Source organism: Stenotrophomonas sp. 14P6.2.3, assembly GCF_057799055.1.
Map to the genome: position 1 here is coordinate 139,393 of NZ_JBYOLA010000005.1, position 18,289 is coordinate 157,681.

An 18,289-nucleotide genomic window follows, 5' to 3' on the forward strand; every position below is an offset into this window, starting at 1 on the left:
CGAACTGTCCAGCAGTAGGGGAGGGCGGCTTACAGGCCGGCCCAGGCTTCCACTTCCTCGACGAAGTGGTGCACGTCCAGGTAACGGTTGTAGAGCGGGGTGGGCGAGATGCGGATCACGTCCGGCTCGCGCCAGTCACCCAGCACGCCGATGGCGCGTAGATGCTCGAACAGGGCGCGTCCGCGCTCGCGGCCGCCGATCACCCGCAGCGACAGCTGGCAGCCGCGGCGCTCGGGTTCGGCCGGGGTGACGATTTCGAGTACCTGCGGCAGGCGCGCGCGCACCAGTGCGTCGAGCATGCCGGTCAGTGCCAGCGACTTGCTGCGCAGCGAGTCCATGCCGGCACGTTCGAACAGGTCCAGCGACGCACGCAGCGGCGCCAGGCCGAGGATCGGCGGATTGCTCAGCTGCCAGCCCTCGGCGCCAACCGCGGGCTGGAACTGCGGCGCCATCTGGAAGCGGGTGGCTTCGTCATGGCCCCACCAGCCGGCAAAACGCGGCAACGTGGTGTCGCGATGATGGCGTTCGTGCACGAAGGCACCGGCCACGGCGCCCGGGCCGCTGTTGAGGTATTTGTAGTGGCACCACACGGCGAAGTCCGGGGCGACGTCATGCAGGTGCAGCGGAAGGTTGCCGACCGAGTGCGCCAGGTCGAAGCCGATGCGCGCGCCCTGCAGGCGTGCCGCGCGGGTGATCGCATCCAGGTCGAAGGCCTGGCCGCTGCGGTACTGCACGCCAGGCCACAACACCAGCGCCAGGCGCGGACCGTGCGCGGCGATCGCGCGTTCGATCGCGGCCATCGAGATCGTGCCGTTGGCTTCATCCGGCTGCACTTCCACCAGGCAGTCGGCCGGGTCGAAGCCATGGAAGCGGATCTGCGCTTCCACCGCATGGCGGTCGGTCGGGAACGCGCCGGCTTCCATCAGGATCACCGGGCGTTCGGCCGTGGGCCGGTAGAAGCTGACCATCATCAGGTGCAGGTTCACGCTCAGCGTGTTCATCGCCACCACTTCGCTGGGCAGTGCGCCGACGACGCGTGCCAGCTGCGCGCTGACCAGACGGTGGTACGACAGCCATTGGGTCGGCCCGGTGAAGTGGCCTTCCACCGCCAGCTCGCCCCACTGCTTCATCACTTCCTGCACCGCCGCCTGCGCGCCGCGCGGTTGCAGGCCCAGCGAGTTGCCGACGAAGTAGGTCTGCTCACCACCGCCGTGGCGCGGAATCAGGAATTCCTGCCGCAGCGGCCGCAGCGGATCGGCGGCATCAAGGGCAATGGCGTGGGTGCGGCTGAGCAGGTCGGACATGGTCGGGCAACAGGCTGCAACGGGACTGCCAGTGTAGCGCCTGGGGCATGACCCGGTGCCTGCCAACCCAACACCAGCACCGCATGATGCGGTAGTCGCCAACCTTGGTTGGCGCACGTGCGACCGAGTGCCCACCAAGGTGGGCATCTACCAGCGCGGCGTCGCTGTCAGGCCGTCGCTGGTGCGGGCAACGGATCCACGTGGCCGCACTCGCTGCAGGTACGCAGTTCCAGGCTGGCCTGGTAGCGCGCGAATACCTTCGGCAGGTCGGTCTCGATGTTCTGCAGCGTGAAGTACTCTTCGTACAGCTTGTGGTTGCAGCGCTCGCAATGCCAGATCACGCCGTCGCGCTCATGCGGCAGGCGCTTGCGTTCCACCACCAGGCCGACGCCGCCGGGTGGGCGCCGCGGTGAGTGCGGCACCTTGCCCGGCAGCAGGAAGATTTCGCCGGCGCGGATCGGGATATCGCGCACCGCGCCATCCTCCTGCACCTTCAGCACCATCTCGCCTTCCAGCTGATAGAACCACTCCGGGCCTTCGTCGTAGTGGAAATCGGTGCGGCTGTTCGGCCCGCCGACCACCATCACGATGAAATCGCCGTTGTCGATCATCTTGTTGCCGACCGGCGGCTTCAACAGATGCCGGTTTTCCTCGATCCAGCCCAGCAGGTTGATGGGGGAGGCAAGCATGGGAGTGTCCGTGGGAGGGAGGGTCAGTCGCGGCGGCCGCGGCGCGGAACGTAGGACAGGGCCTTCTCGTATGCAGGCTGCAGGTCTTCCGGTGCGCCCACGTCGATGCCCATTTCGCGCACGCGGCCATCCTTCAGGCTGTACACCCAGCCGTGCACCATCAGCTTCTGGCCGCGTGCCCAGGCGTCCTGCACGATTGTCGAGCGGCAGGCGTTGACCACCTGCTCGATCACGTTCAGTTCGCACAGGCGTGCGTGCTTCAGCTCCGGCTCCTCGATCGCATCCATGATCGCCGCGTGCTTCTGTGCCACGTCACCGACGTGGCGCAGCCAGTTGTCGGCCAGGCCCACCCGCGTGTTGTTCAAGCTGGCGTGCACGCCGCCGCAGCCGTAGTGGCCGACGATCAGGATGTGCTTCACCTTCAGCTGGTCCACGGCGTACTGGATCACGCTGAGGCAGTTCAGGTCGGTGTGCACCACCACGTTGGCCACGTTGCGATGCACGAACACCTCACCCGGGGCCATGCCGATGATCTGGTTGGCCGGCACGCGCGAGTCGGAGCAGCCGATCCACAGGTATTCCGGATGCTGCTGCTTGGCCAGCTGATGGAAGAAGTCCGGATCTTCCTTCTCGATCCGGTCTGCCCATTCGCGGTTGTTCTGCAGCAGCTTGTGGATGTCTTTCATGTTCGGGGTCCCTGACGTCGGGTGGGGGCAAGGCGCGGCCGTTCTGGTCGCGTCGTCGCGGGAAACAGGGCGCTCAGCTGCCTGCGGCGGCTTCGTCGCGATACCGGCGCATCCACTGCGCCAGTTCGGTGGAATGGGGATTGTCCAGGCGTTCCAGTTCGGCCATCACCGCCTGCTGGTTGGCCTCGGGGTGGTTCTGGCTCAGCTTCAACGTCAGCTGCACCTGTTCGACGGTGAAGCGGAAGCCGATGATGCCGCGCAGCTGGCGGCGGTGATCGTCACGCTCGGGTTCGAACCGCCAGTCCTGGCCGACGCTGGCTTCGAAGCGGTCGCCGGTATCGCTGACCAGCTGGGCCAGCGCATCGGTATCGTCGAACGTCTGCAGCTGGCCGCGCAGCTCGGCGGCGGCGTAGTTCCAGGTAGGCACCCGCGCGGCAGGCTCCTTGTCCGGGTACCAGCTGGCCGATACATAGCCATGCGGCCCGTCCACCAGCACCTTGGCCGCACCGCTGTGGCGTGCCTGTGGGTTGGCGCGGGCCCAGTGGCCGCGCAGCTCGATGTGGTCGCCGTCGCGCTGGTACAGCACCGGCAACCGGGTCAGCTCCGGCAAGCCATCGCCACCGGCGGTGAGCACGGTGACGAATGGATCACGCGCCAGCAGGCGATCCAGCCACTGCAGGTCGGTCTGTGCGAAAGCGCGCGGGGTGAACATCGGTTGGCCTCAGGCGCGGCTGCCGAGCGACTGCACCATGCGCCCGCGCAGGCCTTCGTCGCTGCCCGCCTGCGGTGGCTGCACTTCATGCAGCGAGAATCCGCGCACCAGCGCATCTTCTTCGTCCAGGCCTTCGTACTCGACGAACTCGGCGTCGAACAGCTGCGAGCGGGCGGTGTCCTCGCTGTCGTAGCTCAGCGTATTGCCATCGCTGTCGAGCACTTCGGCGGTGCCGGCCTCGCGGATGCGCAGGCGTGCCCAGATCAGGGTGTTGCCGAGGCTGGCCAGCCACCAGCTGTCACGGACGTGGGAAAGGTCGTTCATGTGTGTATTACCAGAGCGAGGCCAGCCAGAGCAGGGCAGCCATGCCCAGTCCAGCCAGCAGGGTCAGCAGCGATACCCAGGCGGGCGTCGCCAGCCCGGACAGCGACCGGTCCGGCTGGGTGCGGTATTCGCGCCGCAGCAGCCAGCCCAGCGCGTCGGGCTTGAGGAAGGCGCCACTGCCGAAGCGCTGCGCCAGCGCCGGATGGCGATCGCGCACATGCACCAGGGTCAGCGGCCAGAAAATCACGAAGGCACTGAACCCGGCCACTGCAACGCCGACGAAACACAGGGCGAAGAACAGGGTCATGGGGGCAGTACCTCCGTGGTCGTGCGTGTGGGCTTAGAAGTCCGCGCTGCCCGGGGCGCGCGGGTAGGGGATCGCATCGCGGATGTTGGACAGGCCGCAGACGTAGACCACCAGGCGCTCGAAGCCGAGGCCGAAACCGGCGTGCGGCACCGAGCCGTAGCGGCGGAAATCGCGGTACCAGCTGTAATGCTCGCGATCCAGGCCGAACTGCGCCATGCGTGCATCCAGCACATCCAGACGCTCTTCGCGCTGGCTGCCACCGATGATCTCGCCGATGCCGGGGGCCAGCACGTCCATCGCGGCGACGGTCCTGCCGTCATCGTTCAGGCGCATGTAGAAGGCCTTGATGTGCTCGGGGTAGTTGGTCACCACCACCGGGCGGCCGACGTGTTCCTCGGTCAGCCAGCGCTCGTGCTCGGTCTGCAGGTCCAGGCCCCATTCGACCGGGAAGTCGAACTTCTTGCCGGACTTCTGCAGCAGGGCGACCGCATCGGTGTAGTCGATGCGCTCGAACGGCGCGTTGATGAAGTCTTCCAGCTTGGTGATCGCGTTCTTGTCCACGCGCTCAGCGATGAAGGCCAGGTCGTCGCCGCGCTCGTTGAGCACCGCGCGGAACAGGTACTTCAGGAATTCTTCGGCCAGGCGTGCGTCTTCGGCCAGGTCGGCGAAGGCGATTTCCGGCTCGATCATCCAGAACTCCGCCAGATGGCGGGTGGTGTGGCTGTTCTCGGCGCGGAAGGTCGGGCCGAAGGTGTACACCTTGCTCAGCGCCAGGCAGTAAGCCTCGACGTTCAGCTGGCCGGACACGGTCAGGAAGGTTTCCTTGCCGAAGAAGTCGCGGCTGAAGTCGATCCCGCCCTGGGCATCACGCGGCAGGTTCACCATGTCCAGGGTGGACACGCGGAACATCTGGCCGGCGCCTTCGGCGTCGGAGGTGGTGATGATCGGGGTGCTGATCCAGTTGAAGCCGTTCTCGTGGAAGAAGCGGTGCACGGCCTGGGCCAGGCAGTTGCGGATGCGGGTGACCGCGCCGAACAGGTTGGTGCGCGGGCGCAGGTGCGCCACTTCACGCAGGAACTCCGGCGTCATCGGCTTGGGCTGGATCGGATAAGTGAGCGGGTCTTCGACCCAGCCGACCACCTCGACCGCGCTGGCCTGGATCTCAAACGACTGGCCCTTGCCCTGCGACTTCACCAGGGTGCCGGTGGCCACCAGCGAGCAGCCGGTGGTCAGGCGCTTGATTTCGTCGAAGTTGGCCAGCGCGTCGCCGGCCACGACCTGGATCGGGGCGAAGCAGGAGCCGTCGGTCACATTCACGAAAGCCAGATTTGCTGAACCGCGCACCGTGCGCACCCAACCGCGTACCGTGACTTCGCCACCTTCCGGGATCTTCCCGGCAAGCGCATGTTCAACGCTGACCACCGTCATGACTTGAATCCTCTGCTGATCGACTCGATCTCTGAACACGGGAGTTTACCGGTTGCAGCGTTCTGCTTGCGAGGCATTTCTGCGGTCATCGGCTCCCTATAATGTCCCGGTACCTCTGGAGTGATCCACCATGGCTGTCAGCCTGACCCCTATTGCCTTCGAGCGCGTGCAGCGCTTCGTCGCCCAGACCCCCGGCGCGCTGGGCCTGCGTTTTGGCGTGACCAAGACCGGCTGCTCGGGCTGGGGCCACATCACCGACCTGGCCCGCGACGAGCGCGCGGACGACACCGTGTTCGACCAGGACGGGGTGAAGATCTACGTCGACGCCAAGAGCCTGGCCTTGGTGGACGGCACCGTGATCGACTTCGGCAAGCACGGCCTGAGCGAGACCTTCACGTTCAGCAACCCGAATGCCACCGCCGAGTGCGGCTGCGGCGAGAGCTTCACCACCGACGCCGACAAGGCCTGAGTGCTGGCGGGGCCAGGCCCCGCTTTGGTAGCTGCCGACCTTGTCGGCACGGGAGCAGGGCGCCCCCGGTTCAGGTGGCCCGCTTACCCACCGGTTGCCCAGTCCCCCCATCTGCGCCATAATGCGCGGCTTCCTGCCTCCCTGGCAGGATCCCTTGCCCCACCGCGGTATCAACGGCGGGGGGCTGTCCGGCCGCAAGGCCACATCCGAAAGGTAGAAAAACATGAGTCGTCATTACGAAATCGTGTTCATGGTCCACCCGGACCAGAGCGAGCAGGTCCCGGCCATGATCGAGCGCTACAAGTCGCTGGTCGAGAACGGCAACGGCACCATCCACCGTCTGGAAGACTGGGGCCGCCGCCAGCTGGCGTACCCGATCCAGAACCTGGTGAAGGCGCACTACGTGCTGCTGAACATCGAGGTCGACCAGGCCGTTCTGACCGAACTGACCGAGAGCTTCCGCTTCAACGACGCCGTGCTGCGCAACCTGGTCATCAAGCGTGACGAGGCTGACACCGAGCAGTCGCTGATCATGAAGAGCAAGGACGAGAAGGGCGACAAGCCCGAGCGTGGTGAGCGTCGTCGTCGTGATGACGAAGAAGGCGAAACCACCCCCGCCGCTGACAACGATGCCGGCGACGACGCCGCTTCGGCCGCCTAAGGAGCACTGACATGTCCAAGTTCTTCCGTCGCCGCAAGTTCTGCAAGTTCACGGCTGAAGGTGTCAAGGAGATCGACTACAAGGATCTCAACACCCTGCGCCAGTACCTGACCGAGAACGGCAAGATCGTGCCGAGCCGCGTCACCGGTACCAAGTCGAAGTACCAGCGTCAGCTGGCGACCGCCGTCAAGCGCGCTCGCTTCCTGGCCCTGATTCCGTACACCGACAACCACGACGTCTGATGCCGGCGGGGCGGCTCCGCGCTGCCCCCGCTGTGCCAGCTATTCGGACAGCCTTTGTTGCGGGGCCCGCGCCTCGCTAACGAATAACTTATCTGGAGCAATACCATGCAGCTGATCCTCCTGCAGAAAGTCACCAACCTCGGCAATCTCGGCGACCTGGTCGACGTGAAGCCGGGCTACGGCCGTAACTTCCTCGTGCCGCAGGGCAAGGCCGTTCCGGCCACCGAGAGCAACAAGGCCGAGTTCGAAGCCAAGCGCGCTGATTACGAAGCCAAGGCCCAGTCCATCCACGCCGACGCTGAAGCCCGCAAGGCCAAGCTGGAAGGCGCGAGCGTGACCGTCGCCGCCAACGCTTCGACCGAAGGCAAGCTGTACGGCTCGGTCGGCGCGCGCGAAATCGCCGATGCCTTCACCGCTGCCGGCCTGCCGCTGAGCAAGAGCGAAGTCATCCTGGGCGAAGGCGCCTTCCGCAACATTGGCGAGTACGAAGTCCTGGTGCACCTGCACGCGGACGTCGAGACCACCGTCAAGGTCGTGGTTGAAGCCGAAAAGGCCTGATCCCACGCCGTAAGGCTTGGCATCACCAGAACGGGCGCCCGCAAGGGTGCCCGTTTTGTTTTGGGCGATGGAGGCCGGGCCGGGTCGGTGCTTGGCGGGTGACGCATGTGCCGGCGGCCCCAGGATGAATCCATGAATATCAACACGTTGCTCTCATTTTCCGGGCACGGGTCGATGTACTGGGCTGTTTGCGGCGACGCCGGAGAGCAGGAGCGGGCATGAGCGCGGAGCTTCCTCCCGCCCGTGGAACATTCGCCCCGCTATACTCATTCCATTGCGTCACCCTTGGCCTTGTTGAATTCTTTTGAAATCAAGGGCTTGAGGTGCTGGCTGACCTGACATCCACTATGGTGGCGGCCGTAAGGCCCTTGCCCGGAACCCAATCACGCCATGCGTCTTTCCACGATCAAGCTGTCCGGTTTCAAGTCCTTCGTCGATCCGACCACGCTGCACCTGCCGACCAACATGACCGGCGTGGTGGGGCCCAATGGCTGCGGCAAGTCGAACATCATCGACGCCGTGCGCTGGGTCATGGGCGAAAGTTCGGCCAGCCGCCTGCGGGGTGACTCGCTTACCGACGTGATCTTCTCCGGTTCCAATGCCCGCAAGCCGGTTTCGCAGGCCACCGTCGAGCTGATCTTCGACAACTCGGATCACACGATTTCCGGCGAGTACGCTTCGTTCAACGAGATCTCGGTCAAGCGCACCGTCAGCCGTGACGGCAGCAGCAACTACTACCTCAACGGCACCAAGTGCCGCCGTCGCGACATCACCGACCTGTTCCTCGGCACCGGCCTTGGCCCGCGCAGCTACTCGATCATCGAGCAGGGCATGATCAGCCAGATCATCGAGGCGCGCCCGGAAGACCTGCGCGTGTACCTGGAAGAGGCTGCGGGCATCTCCAAGTACAAGGAGCGCCGCAAGGAAACCGAGACGCGCATCCGCCACACCCGCGAGAACCTGGACCGCCTTGGCGATCTGCGCGAGGAAATCACCAAGCAGCTCGAACACCTCAAGCGGCAGGCCAAACAGGCCGAGCAGTACCAGGCGCTGCAGGAAGAGCGCCGGGTCAAGGATGCGGAGTGGAAGGCGTTGGAGTACCGCGGACTGGACGGTCGCCTGTCCAAGCTGCGCGAAGGGTTGTCGCAGGAAGAAACCAAGCTGCAGCAACTGATCGCCGACCAGCGTGACGCCGAGGCGCGGATCGAGACCTCGCGCGTTCGTCGCGAGGAGGCCGCCGATTCGCTCAACGCCGCGCAGGCCGAGGTCTATCAGGTGGGCAGCACGCTGGCCCGTCTCGAACAGCAGATCCAGCACCAGCGCGAACTGTCGCAGCGCCTGCACAAGGCGCGCGATGAAACCCGCCAGGCACTGGCCGAACTGGGCCAGCACATCAGTGGTGACGAAGCCAAGCTGATGGTGCTGCGCGAAGCGGTCGATGCGGCCACCCCGCAGTTGGAAGAACTGCAGGAAGAGAACGAGATCAAGCAGGAAGGCCTGCGTGAGGCCGAAACGCGGCTGTCCGATTGGCAGCAACGTTGGGAGCAGCACACTTCGCAGAGCTCGGAAGCCTCACGTGCGGGCGAGGTCGAGCGCACCCGCGTGGACTACCTGGACAAGCAGATCCTTGACGCCGACCGTCGCCGCGAAGCGCTGGCGGCCGAGCGCGCAGGCCTGGACGTGGATGCGTTGGATGAAGTCTTCGAACATCTGCATCTGCAGCACGACACGCAGAAGACCGCGCTGGATGAACTGACCGAACAGGTCGAGGAGCGCAAGCACGGTGTTGCCGCGGTGCAGGAGCAGCAGCGCAGCGGCCAGAACGAACTGGCCGAACTGCGCAAGCAGGTCAATGGTCTGCGCGGTCGCCTGTCCTCGCTGGAAACCCTGCAGCAGGCCGCACTCGGCCAGGAGCAGGGCGCGGCGGTGGCCTGGCTGAAGTCGCGTGGCCTGGATTCGGCCGCACGCGTGGGCGAGCGTCTGGATGTCGATGCCGGTTGGGAAAACGCGGTGGAAAGCGCCCTCGGCCAATTGATCGAAGGCGTTCTGGTCGATGACCCCGCCAGCCTGGTCGACGCGCTGGGCGAACTGGGCGAAGGCCGCATCGCACTGGTCGCCAATGACGGCGCGGACCTGAAGGTCGCACCGACCTCGCTGGCTGCACGTGTGCGTGGCCCGGCGCCGATCCGTCGCCTGCTTGCGCGCCTGCACGGTGCGCGCGACCTGGCCGAAGCCAATGCCCTGCAGGCCAGCCTGCCTGAGGGCGATTCCATCATCACCCAGGGCGGTGAGCGTCTGGGCGAGGGCTGGGTGCGCGTATCGCGCTCCGGCGCCGCCAAGCAGGGCGCGCTGCTGCGCGAACGCGAAATCAATGAACTGCGCGAGCAGATCGAGCAGCTGCAGTCGCGCGAAGCCGAACTGGAAGAACAGCTGGCCGGTTTCCGTGAGCATCTGTTGGCCGCCGAACAGCAGCGCGAGGATGCGCAGCGGGCGCTGTACCTGGCGCACCGCGCGGTATCCGAACTGGCTGGCCAGCTGCAGGGCCAGCAGGGCAAGGTCGAGGCCGCACGCACACGCATCGACCGCATCGAAGGCGAGCTCAGCCAGTTGCTGGAGACCCTGGACATCAATCGCGAGCAGGCGCGTGAAGCGCGTTCGCGGCTGGAGAATGCGGTCAACAGCATGGGCGACCTGGAGTCGAACCGGCAGGGTCTGGAGGGCGAACGCCGTCAGTTGACCGAGGCGCGCGATCTGGCCCGCGACGCCGCCCGTGCGGTACGCGAGCGTTCGCATGCGTTGGCGCTGACCCTGGAATCGCAGCGTGCCCAGGTGGCCTCGTTGAGCCAGGCACTGGAACGCATGAGCACCCAGCGTGGCCAGCTTGATTCGCGCCTGGGCGAACTGCATTCGCAGCTGGACGAAGGCGATACACCGGTCGAGTCGCTGCAGGCAGAGCACCAGAACGCGTTGGAAGAGCGTGTGCGTGCCGATCGCGTGCTGACCGAGGCGCGCACGCTGCTGGATGGCATCGACGCCGAGCTGCGCAATTACGAGCAGACCCGCCACCAGCGCGACGAGCAGGCGTTGTCCCAGCGCGAGCGTATTTCGCAGCGCAAGCTGGACCAGCAGGCATTGGTGCTCAGTGCCGAAACCCTGCAGGGCGCAGTGGAGAAGGCCGGTTTCGTGCTGCAGGATGTGATCAACACGCTGCCCGAAGAGGCGCGCCTGGGCGACTGGGAACAAGCCGTGCACCAGATCGATGGCCGCATGCGCCGGCTGGAGCCGGTCAACCTCGCCGCGATCCACGAATATGGCGAAGCATCGCAGCGCTCGGAATATCTGGATGCCCAGCACATGGATCTGACCACGGCGCTGGAGACCCTGGAAGATGCGATCCGCAAGATCGACCGCGAGACCCGCGGCCGTTTCAAGGACACCTTCGATCGGGTCAACGCCGGTGTGCAGGCGCTGTATCCGCGCCTGTTCGGTGGTGGCCACGCCTACCTGGAACTGACCGGTGAAGACCTTCTCGACACCGGTGTGACCATCATGGCGCGCCCCCCGGGCAAGCGGGTGTCGAGCATCTCGCTGCTGTCCGGTGGCGAAAAGGCGATGACCGCCGTGGCGCTGGTGTTTGCGATCTTCCAGCTCAACCCGGCGCCGTTCTGCCTGCTGGACGAGGTGGACGCGCCGCTGGATGAAGCCAACGTCGGCCGCCTGGCCAACATGGTCAAGGAAATGAGCGAGAAGGTGCAGTTCCTGTTCGTCAGCCACAACAAGGCCACGATGGAAGCGGCGCACCAGTTGTCGGGCGTGACGATGCGCGAACCGGGCGTCAGCCGCCTGGTCAGTGTGGACCTGGAAGAAGCCGCGCGATTGGCGGGCGCGGCCTGACGTGCCATCCTAGTTACCTGAATGAACTAGCCGGAGAACCTAACGAATGTCCGACACGGCACTGTTGCGCATCGGCATCCTGGCCGCCGGCCTGCTGTTGGTCGCTGCGATCTTCCTGTTTGGCCGTCCCAAGAAGAAGCCCCAGGGCCGTCGTCTGGACAGCGCCGAGCCGACCAGCGGCGAGCGCCGTGAGCCGGTGCTGGGCGAGGATGGCGTGCCCGTGGCCGATGCCCGCGTCGAGCCTGGCATGGGCGATGCGGTCGAGCAGGCCGAACTGGGACTGCCCGACGTCGATGGCGCGGCCAGCGACCTGGGCAAGCGCGCGACCCAGGATTTCGACAAGATCGTTTCATTGTTCGTGGCCGCCCGCGCCGGCGAACAACTGCGTGGCGAAGACATCGTCGTGGCAGCGGAGAAGACCGGCCTGGTGTTTGGCCACATGAATGTCTTCCACCGGCTGGTCGAGGGTCATCCCGAACGTGGCCCGATCTTCTCGATGGCCAGCATCATGAAGCCGGGCAGCTTCGACATGGGTAACATCCGCGCGATGGAAACCCCGGCCATCGCCTTCTTCCTGACCCTGCCCGCGCCGCTGACCGCGCTGGATGCCTGGGAGAAGATGCTGCCGACCGTGCAGCGCATGGCCGAGCTGCTGGATGGCGTGGTACTGGATGACGGCCGCAACGCGCTCGGTCGCCAGCGCATCGCCCATATCCGTGATGAGCTGCGCGCCTATGACCGCCAGCACCAGGCCCCGCCGCTGACCAAGACCCCGCGCTGGTAAGCGCAGCAGGTCCTGGCGTGCCGACCAACGGTCGGCACCCACCAGACCAGTAGATCCACGCCATGCGTGGATGCGGTCTACGCCGGTACGCCCGCCACCTTCGCGAACGCGCTGCGGAAGCGCGCCATCTCTTCCTCGGTGCCCACGGTCACGCGCACGCGCTGGGGCCAGATCGGCCAGCTGCGGCCGATCACCACGCCGTTGTCCGCCATGGCCTTGGCGAAGGCAGCGCCGTCACGCTGCACATCCACCACGAAGCAGTTCGCTTCCGTCGGCAGGCAGTCGAAGCCACGCTTGCCCAGCCAGGCGATGGTGCTCTGCCGGGCCTTGGCATTCTGCAGGCGTCGCTGCGGGATCAGTTGCGGGTCACGCAGGCTGGCCAGTGCCGCTGCAAGTGCGGGCACGGGCAGCGGGTTCTCGCCCAGGCTGGCCAGCTCGCGCAGGCGCTCGGGATGTGCCGCCGCCACGCCAAGGCGCAGGCCGGCCATGCCGTACAGCTTGGAGAACGTGCGTAGCACGATCAGGTCATCGCGCCGGGCCACCTGTGCAATCAGGCTGGGCTGTTCGCTGTACTGCAGATAGGCCTCGTCCAGCAGCACGAGGGTACCGGCGGGCTTGTTGGCCAGCAGCCAGGCCAGTTCGTCGGCGGGACTGATCGAGCCGGTGGGATTGTTGGGATTGCACACGTACAGCAGGCCGGTTGGTCGCGCGCGCGCGGCTGCAACCATCGCGCGCAGGTCGTGCGCACCATCGTTGCGCAGTGGCACCTTCTGCACCTGGGCGCCGCGCGCGGCTGCCATCTCGCCCAGCGTCTCGAAGGTCGGGTCGGCCACCACCAGGCCCGCCTGTGGGCCGGTCCACAGCGTCGCCGCACGGTTCAGCGGTTCGCTGGAGCCCGGATACAGGCGCACGTGGTCGGCGGGAATTCCGGCCAGGGCGACGAAGGCATCGCGCACCTCACCGGCCAGGGCGAAGCGGTAACGCCCGCAGCTGGCGATGCTGTCGCGCGCCGCCTGCTGGGCGGCGGGCGAGGGGCCATACGGGCATTCGTTGAAGTTCAGCTGCACCGCGCCGACATCGGCGTTTGGCGCGGCCACAGTCGCTGGCTGTGCCTGGGGCGACCGGGGCAGGCCGCTGCTGGCGAGCGCGAGGCCGGCGCCGGCCAGTTGCAGGAAGTGGCGACGGGAGGCGGGCAGGGTCACAGGGGCGGTTCCGGAAGGGCGACCGACGCACGCTAGCGCTGGCAGCGAGTGCCGGCAAGCGGTTGCGTGGAGCCGATGCCACGCTTGACTGCTGTTCGCCGCCCGCTGAGCCTGGCTCGACGCTACAGACAGGGCCTGACGCGCAGGCGCGGTAGAATTCCCGGCCATCCCAGAACCCGCGGATTCCGATGAGCCCCAGCCCCGCCGAACGTGCCGAAGACCTGCGCCGGCAGATCGCCCAGGCCAATCGTGCCTATCACGAGCTGGATGCGCCGGAGATCCCCGACGTCGACTACGACCGTCTGGTGCGTGAGCTGGAGGCGCTGGAGCGCGAGCATCCCGATCTTGCCCGTGCCGACAGCCCGACCCAGCAGGTGGGCGCCCGCCCGTCGGGACGCTTCGCCGAAGTCACCCATGCGGTGCCGATGCTGTCGCTGTCCAATGCCTTCAGCGATGAGGAAGTAGCCGACTTCGTACGCCGCATCGATGAGCGTCTGCGCCGCGGCACCCTGCGTTTTTCCGCCGAGCCGAAGATGGATGGCCTGGCGATCAGCCTGCGTTACGAGGACGGCCATTTCGTGCTGGGCGCCACCCGCGGCGATGGCAGCACCGGCGAGGACGTGACTGCCAATCTGCGCGAGATCGGCGACATCCCCAAGCGGCTGAAAGGCAAGGGCTGGCCGGATGTGCTGGAGGTGCGTGGTGAGGTCTACATGGCCCGCGCCGACTTCGAGGCCTACAACGAGCGCGCGCGCCTGCACGGTGGCAAGGTGCTGGCCAATCCGCGCAATGCAGCCGCCGGTTCGCTGCGCCAGCTCGACCCGAAGATCAGCGCGCAGCGCAGGCTCAGTTTTTTCACCTACGGTACCGGTGAAGTGCAGGGCGGTGAGCTGCCCGATACGCATTCGGGCACGCTGGCACAGCTGCGCGAATGGGGCTTCCCGGTCAGCGACCTGTGCAAGGTGGTGGAGGGCAGCGACGGCCTGCTGGCCTATTACCGGGACATCGGCGAGCGTCGCGACAGCCTGGCATTCGATATCGATGGTGTGGTCTACAAGCTCGATGATCGCGCCGGTCAGCAGACCATGGGTTTCGTTTCGCGCGCACCGCGCTGGGCCATCGCGCACAAGTTCCCGGCGCAGGAACAGAGCACCACGCTGGAGGCCATCGAAATCCAGATCGGCCGCACCGGTGCTGCCACGCCGGTGGCACGTCTTGCGCCGGTCGCGGTGGCTGGGGTGATCGTCTCCAACGCCACCCTGCACAACGCTGACCAGATCGCGCGGCTGGACGTGCGCGTGGGTGACAGCGTGATCGTGCGCCGTGCTGGCGATGTGATCCCGGAAGTGGTCAGCGTCATCCTCGACCGACGCCCTGCGGGCACCACGCCTTGGCAGATGCCGACCAGCTGCCCGGTGTGCGGCTCGGAGATCGTGCGCGAGGAGGGGGCCGCCGCGTGGCGCTGCTCGGGCGAGCTGTCCTGCCCGGCGCAGCGCAAGGAAGCCATCGCCCACTTCGCCTCGCGACGGGCGATGGATATCGACGGCCTTGGCGACAAGTACATCGAAACCCTGGTGGACGCCGGCATCGTCAAGAGCGTGGCCGATCTGTACCGCCTCACCCGTGACCAGCTGCTGCACCTGAAGCTGGTGCTGGATGCTGAAGACCCTTCGGCACTCGCAGCCAGCCTGAAACTGCACCTGCCGGCCGAAGGCAGCGGCGCGGTGCTCAACGCCGTGTTGAAGCTGGATGGCAACGATGCCGGGTGGCGCGCGCAGGCATTGGCACAGCCGGCCGCCTTCGAATGGAATACGAAGAAGATCGCCACCAAGTGGGCGGACAACCTGATTGCTGCGATCGACGCCAGCCGTGATGCGACGCTGGAGCGACTGCTGTTCGCGCTGGGCATCGAGCACGTTGGCGAGAGCACCGCCAAGGCACTGGCACAGTGGTTTGGCGATCTGGCGTTGATCCGCCGTCTGCCGTGGCCGCTGTTCAAGCGCGTGCCGGATATCGGTGGCGAGGTGGCGCGCTCGCTGGGCCACTTCTTCGAACAGGAAGGCAACCAGCAGGCCATCGATGCGCTGCTGCAGGTGGGGCAGGTACGCATCAGCGACGTGCACCCGCCGAGCGCAAAGCTGCGCGAAGGTCTTGACCTGGCCCAACTGCTGGTTGAAGCGGAGATTCCCGGCATCACCCGCCTGCGTGCCGAGAAGCTGGTCGCCGCACTGCCCAGCGCACAATCGGTGCTGGACGCCGAGCACGGCCAGTTCGTCAACGCCGGCCTGCCCGATGACACCGCGCGCGGCGTCGCCGACTGGCTGGACAGCGAGGGCCATGGCGCGATGCTGCTGGCGGCCGAAGTGGAGATGAAACACATCCTGGCCAATGCACCGGCCCTGGCCGAAGTGGTGGCCGGCCCGCTGGACGGGCAGACGGTCGTGCTCACCGGCACGCTGGCCCAGCTCAATCGCGATACCGCCAAAGAGCGCCTGGAGGCGCTGGGCGCCAAGGTGTCCGGCAGCGTGTCGAAGAAGACCAGTTTCGTGGTGGCCGGCACCGAGGCCGGTTCCAAGCTGGACAAGGCGCAAGCGCTGGGCGTTCCGGTGTGGGATGAAGAGCGCCTGCTGGCCTACCTCGCCGAACACGAATGATGAACCGGCCGGGTGTGCAGGCGCCCGGCACGCAACCGCAGAGGAACACTGATGCAGACCGCTCCGCTGGATTTCCGCCTGGCCACCCGTGCCGACGAGGAACTGCTGATCGCGCTGATGCGCGATTTCTACGCCGAAGACAAGATCGAATTCGAAGATGTGCGCGTGCGCCGTGGCGTCGATGCGCTGCTGGCCGATCCGCGCAACGGTGAAGTGCTGCTGTGGCTGGACGAGGCCGCAGCCGTCGTCGGCTATGCGGTGATCGCGATGGGCTTCAGCCTGGAGCAGGGCGGCCATTTCATGCTGCTGGACGAGCTCTATCTCAGCCATCGCGCACGCGGCCGTGGCCGTGGCAAGCGGGCACTGGCCATCTGCGAACAGCGCGCGCGGGGGCGCGGCGTGAGCCGGCTGCGGTTGGAGGTCAATCATCACAACGAACTGGCGCGCCGCCTGTATCTGGCCAGCGGCTACATCTATGACACCCGCGATCTGCTGACCCTGCCGCTGGACCATCCGCGCCCGGAGGGCATCCTGTGAGCGAGGCGCTGCTGCGCAGCCTGCAACAGCGCGCCACACTCAATGCACTGGTGCGGCGCTTCTTTGCCGAGCGTGGTGTGCTGGAGGTGGAAACGCCGATCCTGTCGGTGGCCGGCAACACCGAGCCGAACATCGACAGCTTCCACACCGATTTCAGCGGTCACGTCGATGCGGGCGGTCGCCGCCGCTGGCTGCGCACCTCGCCGGAGTTTCCGCTCAAGCGACTGCTCGCTGCCGGCGTGGGCGACTGCTATGAGCTGGGCCGGGTGTTCCGCAACGGCGAAGCGGGCGGCCGCCACAATCCCGAGTTCACCATGCTGGAGTGGTATCGGGTTGGCTGGGACCACCATCGGCTGCTGCAGGAAACCGCAGAACTGGTGGGGCAGGCACTGGCGCTGGTGGGACGCAGCGCGACGTTGCGTGTGCTGAGCTATCGCGAGCTGTTCCAGCAGCACGCAGGCGTGGACCCGTTCGATGCCGATGAGGCAGTGCTGCGCGCCGCGCTGGGCGAAGTGCACATCGATCCGGTGGGCCTGACCCGCGATGACTGGCTGGATCTGTTGATGACCCACCGTATCCAACCGCATTTCGATGACGCGGTCATGACCGTCGTCCACGACTGGCCCGCCAGCCAGGCGGCACTGGCGCGCATCCGTGCCGGCACACCGCCGTTGGCCGAGCGTTTCGAGCTGTACCTGGGCGCGGTGGAACTGGCCAACGGTTATCACGAACTGAACGATGCGGCTGAACAACGCGCGCGTTTCCAGCATGACCTGCAGCGCCGCCACGCGCGCGGACAGGTACAGCCCGCATTGGATGAAGCGTTGCTGCATGCACTGCCTTTGATGCCCGACTGTGCCGGCGTTGCCGTTGGCATTGATCGCCTGTTGATGGCGATGCACCGTACACCGCGCATTGCAGATGTACTTGCATTCGATTTCGCCCACGCATGACCCGACGATTTCCCATGGACCTGGCAGGCTGAACGAAAACGCGTTTTGTCGCGCTTGATTCAGCAAGCACGATGATGCTCTTATCACAGCCGATACCGCACACTTGCGTCGTGGTTCATCCATTCATGGGGAAGGCTTTGGTCAAGTGGTTCGCGGTCGTAGCGGCACCGATGTACTCCGTGGCGATATGGGGTGGTCTGCTTCCGTCGACCGCATCGGCGCAGTCGCTTGGCTATGACAGCGAAGTGGTGACCTGCGAATCCCGCGACATGGGCTGGGTGCACTGTGATATCGATGTCAGCAACGGCGTCGATCTGATCCGCCAGTTGTCCAGCAACAGCTGCATCCGTGGCAGCGAGTGGGGCACCGACCGCAGTGGCGTGTGGGTGACCCTGGGCTGCCGTGCCGAGTTCCGCGCGCGCCCGGCCGAGACGGATGCAGCGGCGCCGTCGACCGAGGGTCGCAAGCGTCTGGTGCGACGGGTCGTGCGCTGTGAGTCCAACGGGCGCCCGCAGAGTTGCCCGGTACGCCTGGATGGCGCGCCGGTGCGGCTGCTGCGGCAGCTGTCGGTGCTGCCGTGCCGGGAAGGGCAGGGCTGGGGCTACAAGCGCAATGAGGTATGGACCACCCGGGGGTGCCAGGGTGACTTCGAGGTGGCCGACGAGCAGGGCCGTTTCGTCGACATGCCGCGCCGGCTGACCTGCGAATCCAAGTCCAAGAAGCGCCGCTTCTGTGGCGCCAGCATCTCCACCAGCGCCACCATCTCCAACCAGCTTTCCAGCACTCCGTGCGAAGAAGGCAATACCTGGGGCTGGAACCGCAACGGCATCTGGGTCGACGGCGGCTGCCGCGCCGAATTCTCGGTGAACTGAGTTCCGACGGGTC

At 66.3% G+C, this 18,289-nt stretch carries 18 protein-coding genes; 10 read left to right on the forward strand and 8 right to left on the reverse strand.

The genetic code is table 11. The annotated features are described in order from the left end of the window. Nucleotides 1-29: 29 nt before the first annotated feature. The 7 genes from kynU to asnS all read right to left on the reverse strand — a co-directional run bounded on the left by kynU (nucleotide 30) and on the right by asnS (nucleotide 5,450). Entirely contained in the window at nucleotides 30-1,304 is a 1,275-nt protein-coding gene (gene kynU, locus AC27VL_RS06590) for a kynureninase (protein ID WP_100552951.1), read from the reverse strand. Nucleotides 1,305-1,471: 167 nt separating this feature from the next. Further along, entirely contained in the window at nucleotides 1,472-1,993 is a 522-nt protein-coding gene (locus AC27VL_RS06595; RefSeq protein WP_089236108.1) for a 3-hydroxyanthranilate 3,4-dioxygenase, read from the reverse strand. 23 nt (nucleotides 1,994-2,016) lie between these two features. After that, nucleotides 2,017-2,679 (reverse strand): carbonate dehydratase, encoded by a 663-nt coding sequence (gene can, locus AC27VL_RS06600; protein ID WP_089236107.1) that lies wholly within the window; start codon nucleotides 2,677-2,679, stop codon nucleotides 2,017-2,019. A gap of 73 nt (nucleotides 2,680-2,752) precedes the next feature. Next, nucleotides 2,753-3,391 carry an FMN-binding negative transcriptional regulator gene (locus AC27VL_RS06605; protein WP_375070060.1) on the reverse strand — a complete coding sequence of 213 codons (639 nt, stop codon included), beginning with the start codon at nucleotides 3,389-3,391 and terminating at the stop codon, nucleotides 2,753-2,755. A gap of 9 nt (nucleotides 3,392-3,400) precedes the next feature. Further along, the gene (locus AC27VL_RS06610; RefSeq protein WP_089236105.1) at nucleotides 3,401-3,715 is read right to left on the reverse strand and encodes a hypothetical protein; all 315 of its coding nucleotides are present in this window, start codon (nucleotides 3,713-3,715) and stop codon (nucleotides 3,401-3,403) included. 7 nt (nucleotides 3,716-3,722) lie between these two features. Further along, nucleotides 3,723-4,022: a hypothetical protein gene (locus AC27VL_RS06615; protein WP_006376524.1), complete on the reverse strand. Its 300-nt coding sequence runs from the start codon at nucleotides 4,020-4,022 to the stop codon at nucleotides 3,723-3,725. A gap of 33 nt (nucleotides 4,023-4,055) precedes the next feature. After that, nucleotides 4,056-5,450, reverse strand: a complete 1,395-nt coding sequence (asnS, locus tag AC27VL_RS06620) for an asparagine--tRNA ligase (protein WP_099820767.1) — start codon at nucleotides 5,448-5,450, stop codon at nucleotides 4,056-4,058. Between the two features lie 130 nt (nucleotides 5,451-5,580). On the opposite strand from asnS, the gene AC27VL_RS06625 reads away from it, so the two are divergent. The 6 genes from AC27VL_RS06625 (at nucleotide 5,581) to zipA (ending at nucleotide 12,058) form a co-directional block, all read left to right on the forward strand. Then, the gene (locus tag AC27VL_RS06625; protein WP_033831500.1) at nucleotides 5,581-5,919 is read left to right on the forward strand and encodes a HesB/IscA family protein; all 339 of its coding nucleotides are present in this window, start codon (nucleotides 5,581-5,583) and stop codon (nucleotides 5,917-5,919) included. A gap of 223 nt (nucleotides 5,920-6,142) precedes the next feature. Continuing rightward, complete coding sequence (gene rpsF / locus AC27VL_RS06630; RefSeq protein WP_025876882.1) at nucleotides 6,143-6,580, forward strand: 30S ribosomal protein S6; 438 nt, start codon at nucleotides 6,143-6,145, stop codon at nucleotides 6,578-6,580. 11 nt (nucleotides 6,581-6,591) lie between these two features. Beyond that, on the forward strand, nucleotides 6,592-6,822 hold the full coding sequence (rpsR, locus tag AC27VL_RS06635; RefSeq protein ID WP_002804494.1) for a 30S ribosomal protein S18: 231 nt from the start codon (nucleotides 6,592-6,594) through the stop codon (nucleotides 6,820-6,822). Nucleotides 6,823-6,927: 105 nt separating this feature from the next. Next, complete coding sequence (rplI, locus tag AC27VL_RS06640; protein ID WP_089236101.1) at nucleotides 6,928-7,380, forward strand: 50S ribosomal protein L9; 453 nt, start codon at nucleotides 6,928-6,930, stop codon at nucleotides 7,378-7,380. Between the two features lie 390 nt (nucleotides 7,381-7,770). Continuing rightward, the gene (gene smc / locus AC27VL_RS06645) at nucleotides 7,771-11,274 is read left to right on the forward strand and encodes a chromosome segregation protein SMC (protein WP_488765881.1); all 3,504 of its coding nucleotides are present in this window, start codon (nucleotides 7,771-7,773) and stop codon (nucleotides 11,272-11,274) included. 46 nt (nucleotides 11,275-11,320) lie between these two features. Then, nucleotides 11,321-12,058, forward strand: a complete 738-nt coding sequence (gene zipA, locus AC27VL_RS06650) for a cell division protein ZipA (protein ID WP_089236099.1) — start codon at nucleotides 11,321-11,323, stop codon at nucleotides 12,056-12,058. Nucleotides 12,059-12,135: 77 nt separating this feature from the next. Here the strand turns inward: zipA and AC27VL_RS06655 are convergent, their stop codons facing one another. Next, on the reverse strand, nucleotides 12,136-13,260 hold the full coding sequence (locus tag AC27VL_RS06655; protein WP_488765882.1) for a pyridoxal phosphate-dependent aminotransferase: 1,125 nt from the start codon (nucleotides 13,258-13,260) through the stop codon (nucleotides 12,136-12,138). Nucleotides 13,261-13,442: 182 nt separating this feature from the next. Between AC27VL_RS06655 and ligA the strand changes: the two genes are divergently transcribed. The 4 genes from ligA (at nucleotide 13,443) to AC27VL_RS06675 (ending at nucleotide 18,276) form a co-directional block, all read left to right on the forward strand. Further along, entirely contained in the window at nucleotides 13,443-15,914 is a 2,472-nt protein-coding gene (gene ligA / locus AC27VL_RS06660) for an NAD-dependent DNA ligase LigA (RefSeq protein ID WP_488765900.1), read from the forward strand. 51 nt (nucleotides 15,915-15,965) lie between these two features. Next, a complete protein-coding gene (locus AC27VL_RS06665; protein WP_488765883.1) occupies nucleotides 15,966-16,451 on the forward strand; it encodes a GNAT family N-acetyltransferase in 486 nt (161 codons plus the stop codon). Continuing rightward, nucleotides 16,448-17,404: an EF-P lysine aminoacylase EpmA gene (gene epmA / locus AC27VL_RS06670; RefSeq protein WP_488765884.1), complete on the forward strand. Its 957-nt coding sequence runs from the start codon at nucleotides 16,448-16,450 to the stop codon at nucleotides 17,402-17,404. Before AC27VL_RS06665 ends, epmA begins: the two co-directional genes overlap by 4 nt. Before the next feature lie 137 nt (nucleotides 17,405-17,541). Further along, nucleotides 17,542-18,276: a DUF3011 domain-containing protein gene (locus tag AC27VL_RS06675; protein ID WP_488765901.1), complete on the forward strand. Its 735-nt coding sequence runs from the start codon at nucleotides 17,542-17,544 to the stop codon at nucleotides 18,274-18,276. The last annotated feature ends 13 nt before the right edge of the window (nucleotides 18,277-18,289 follow it).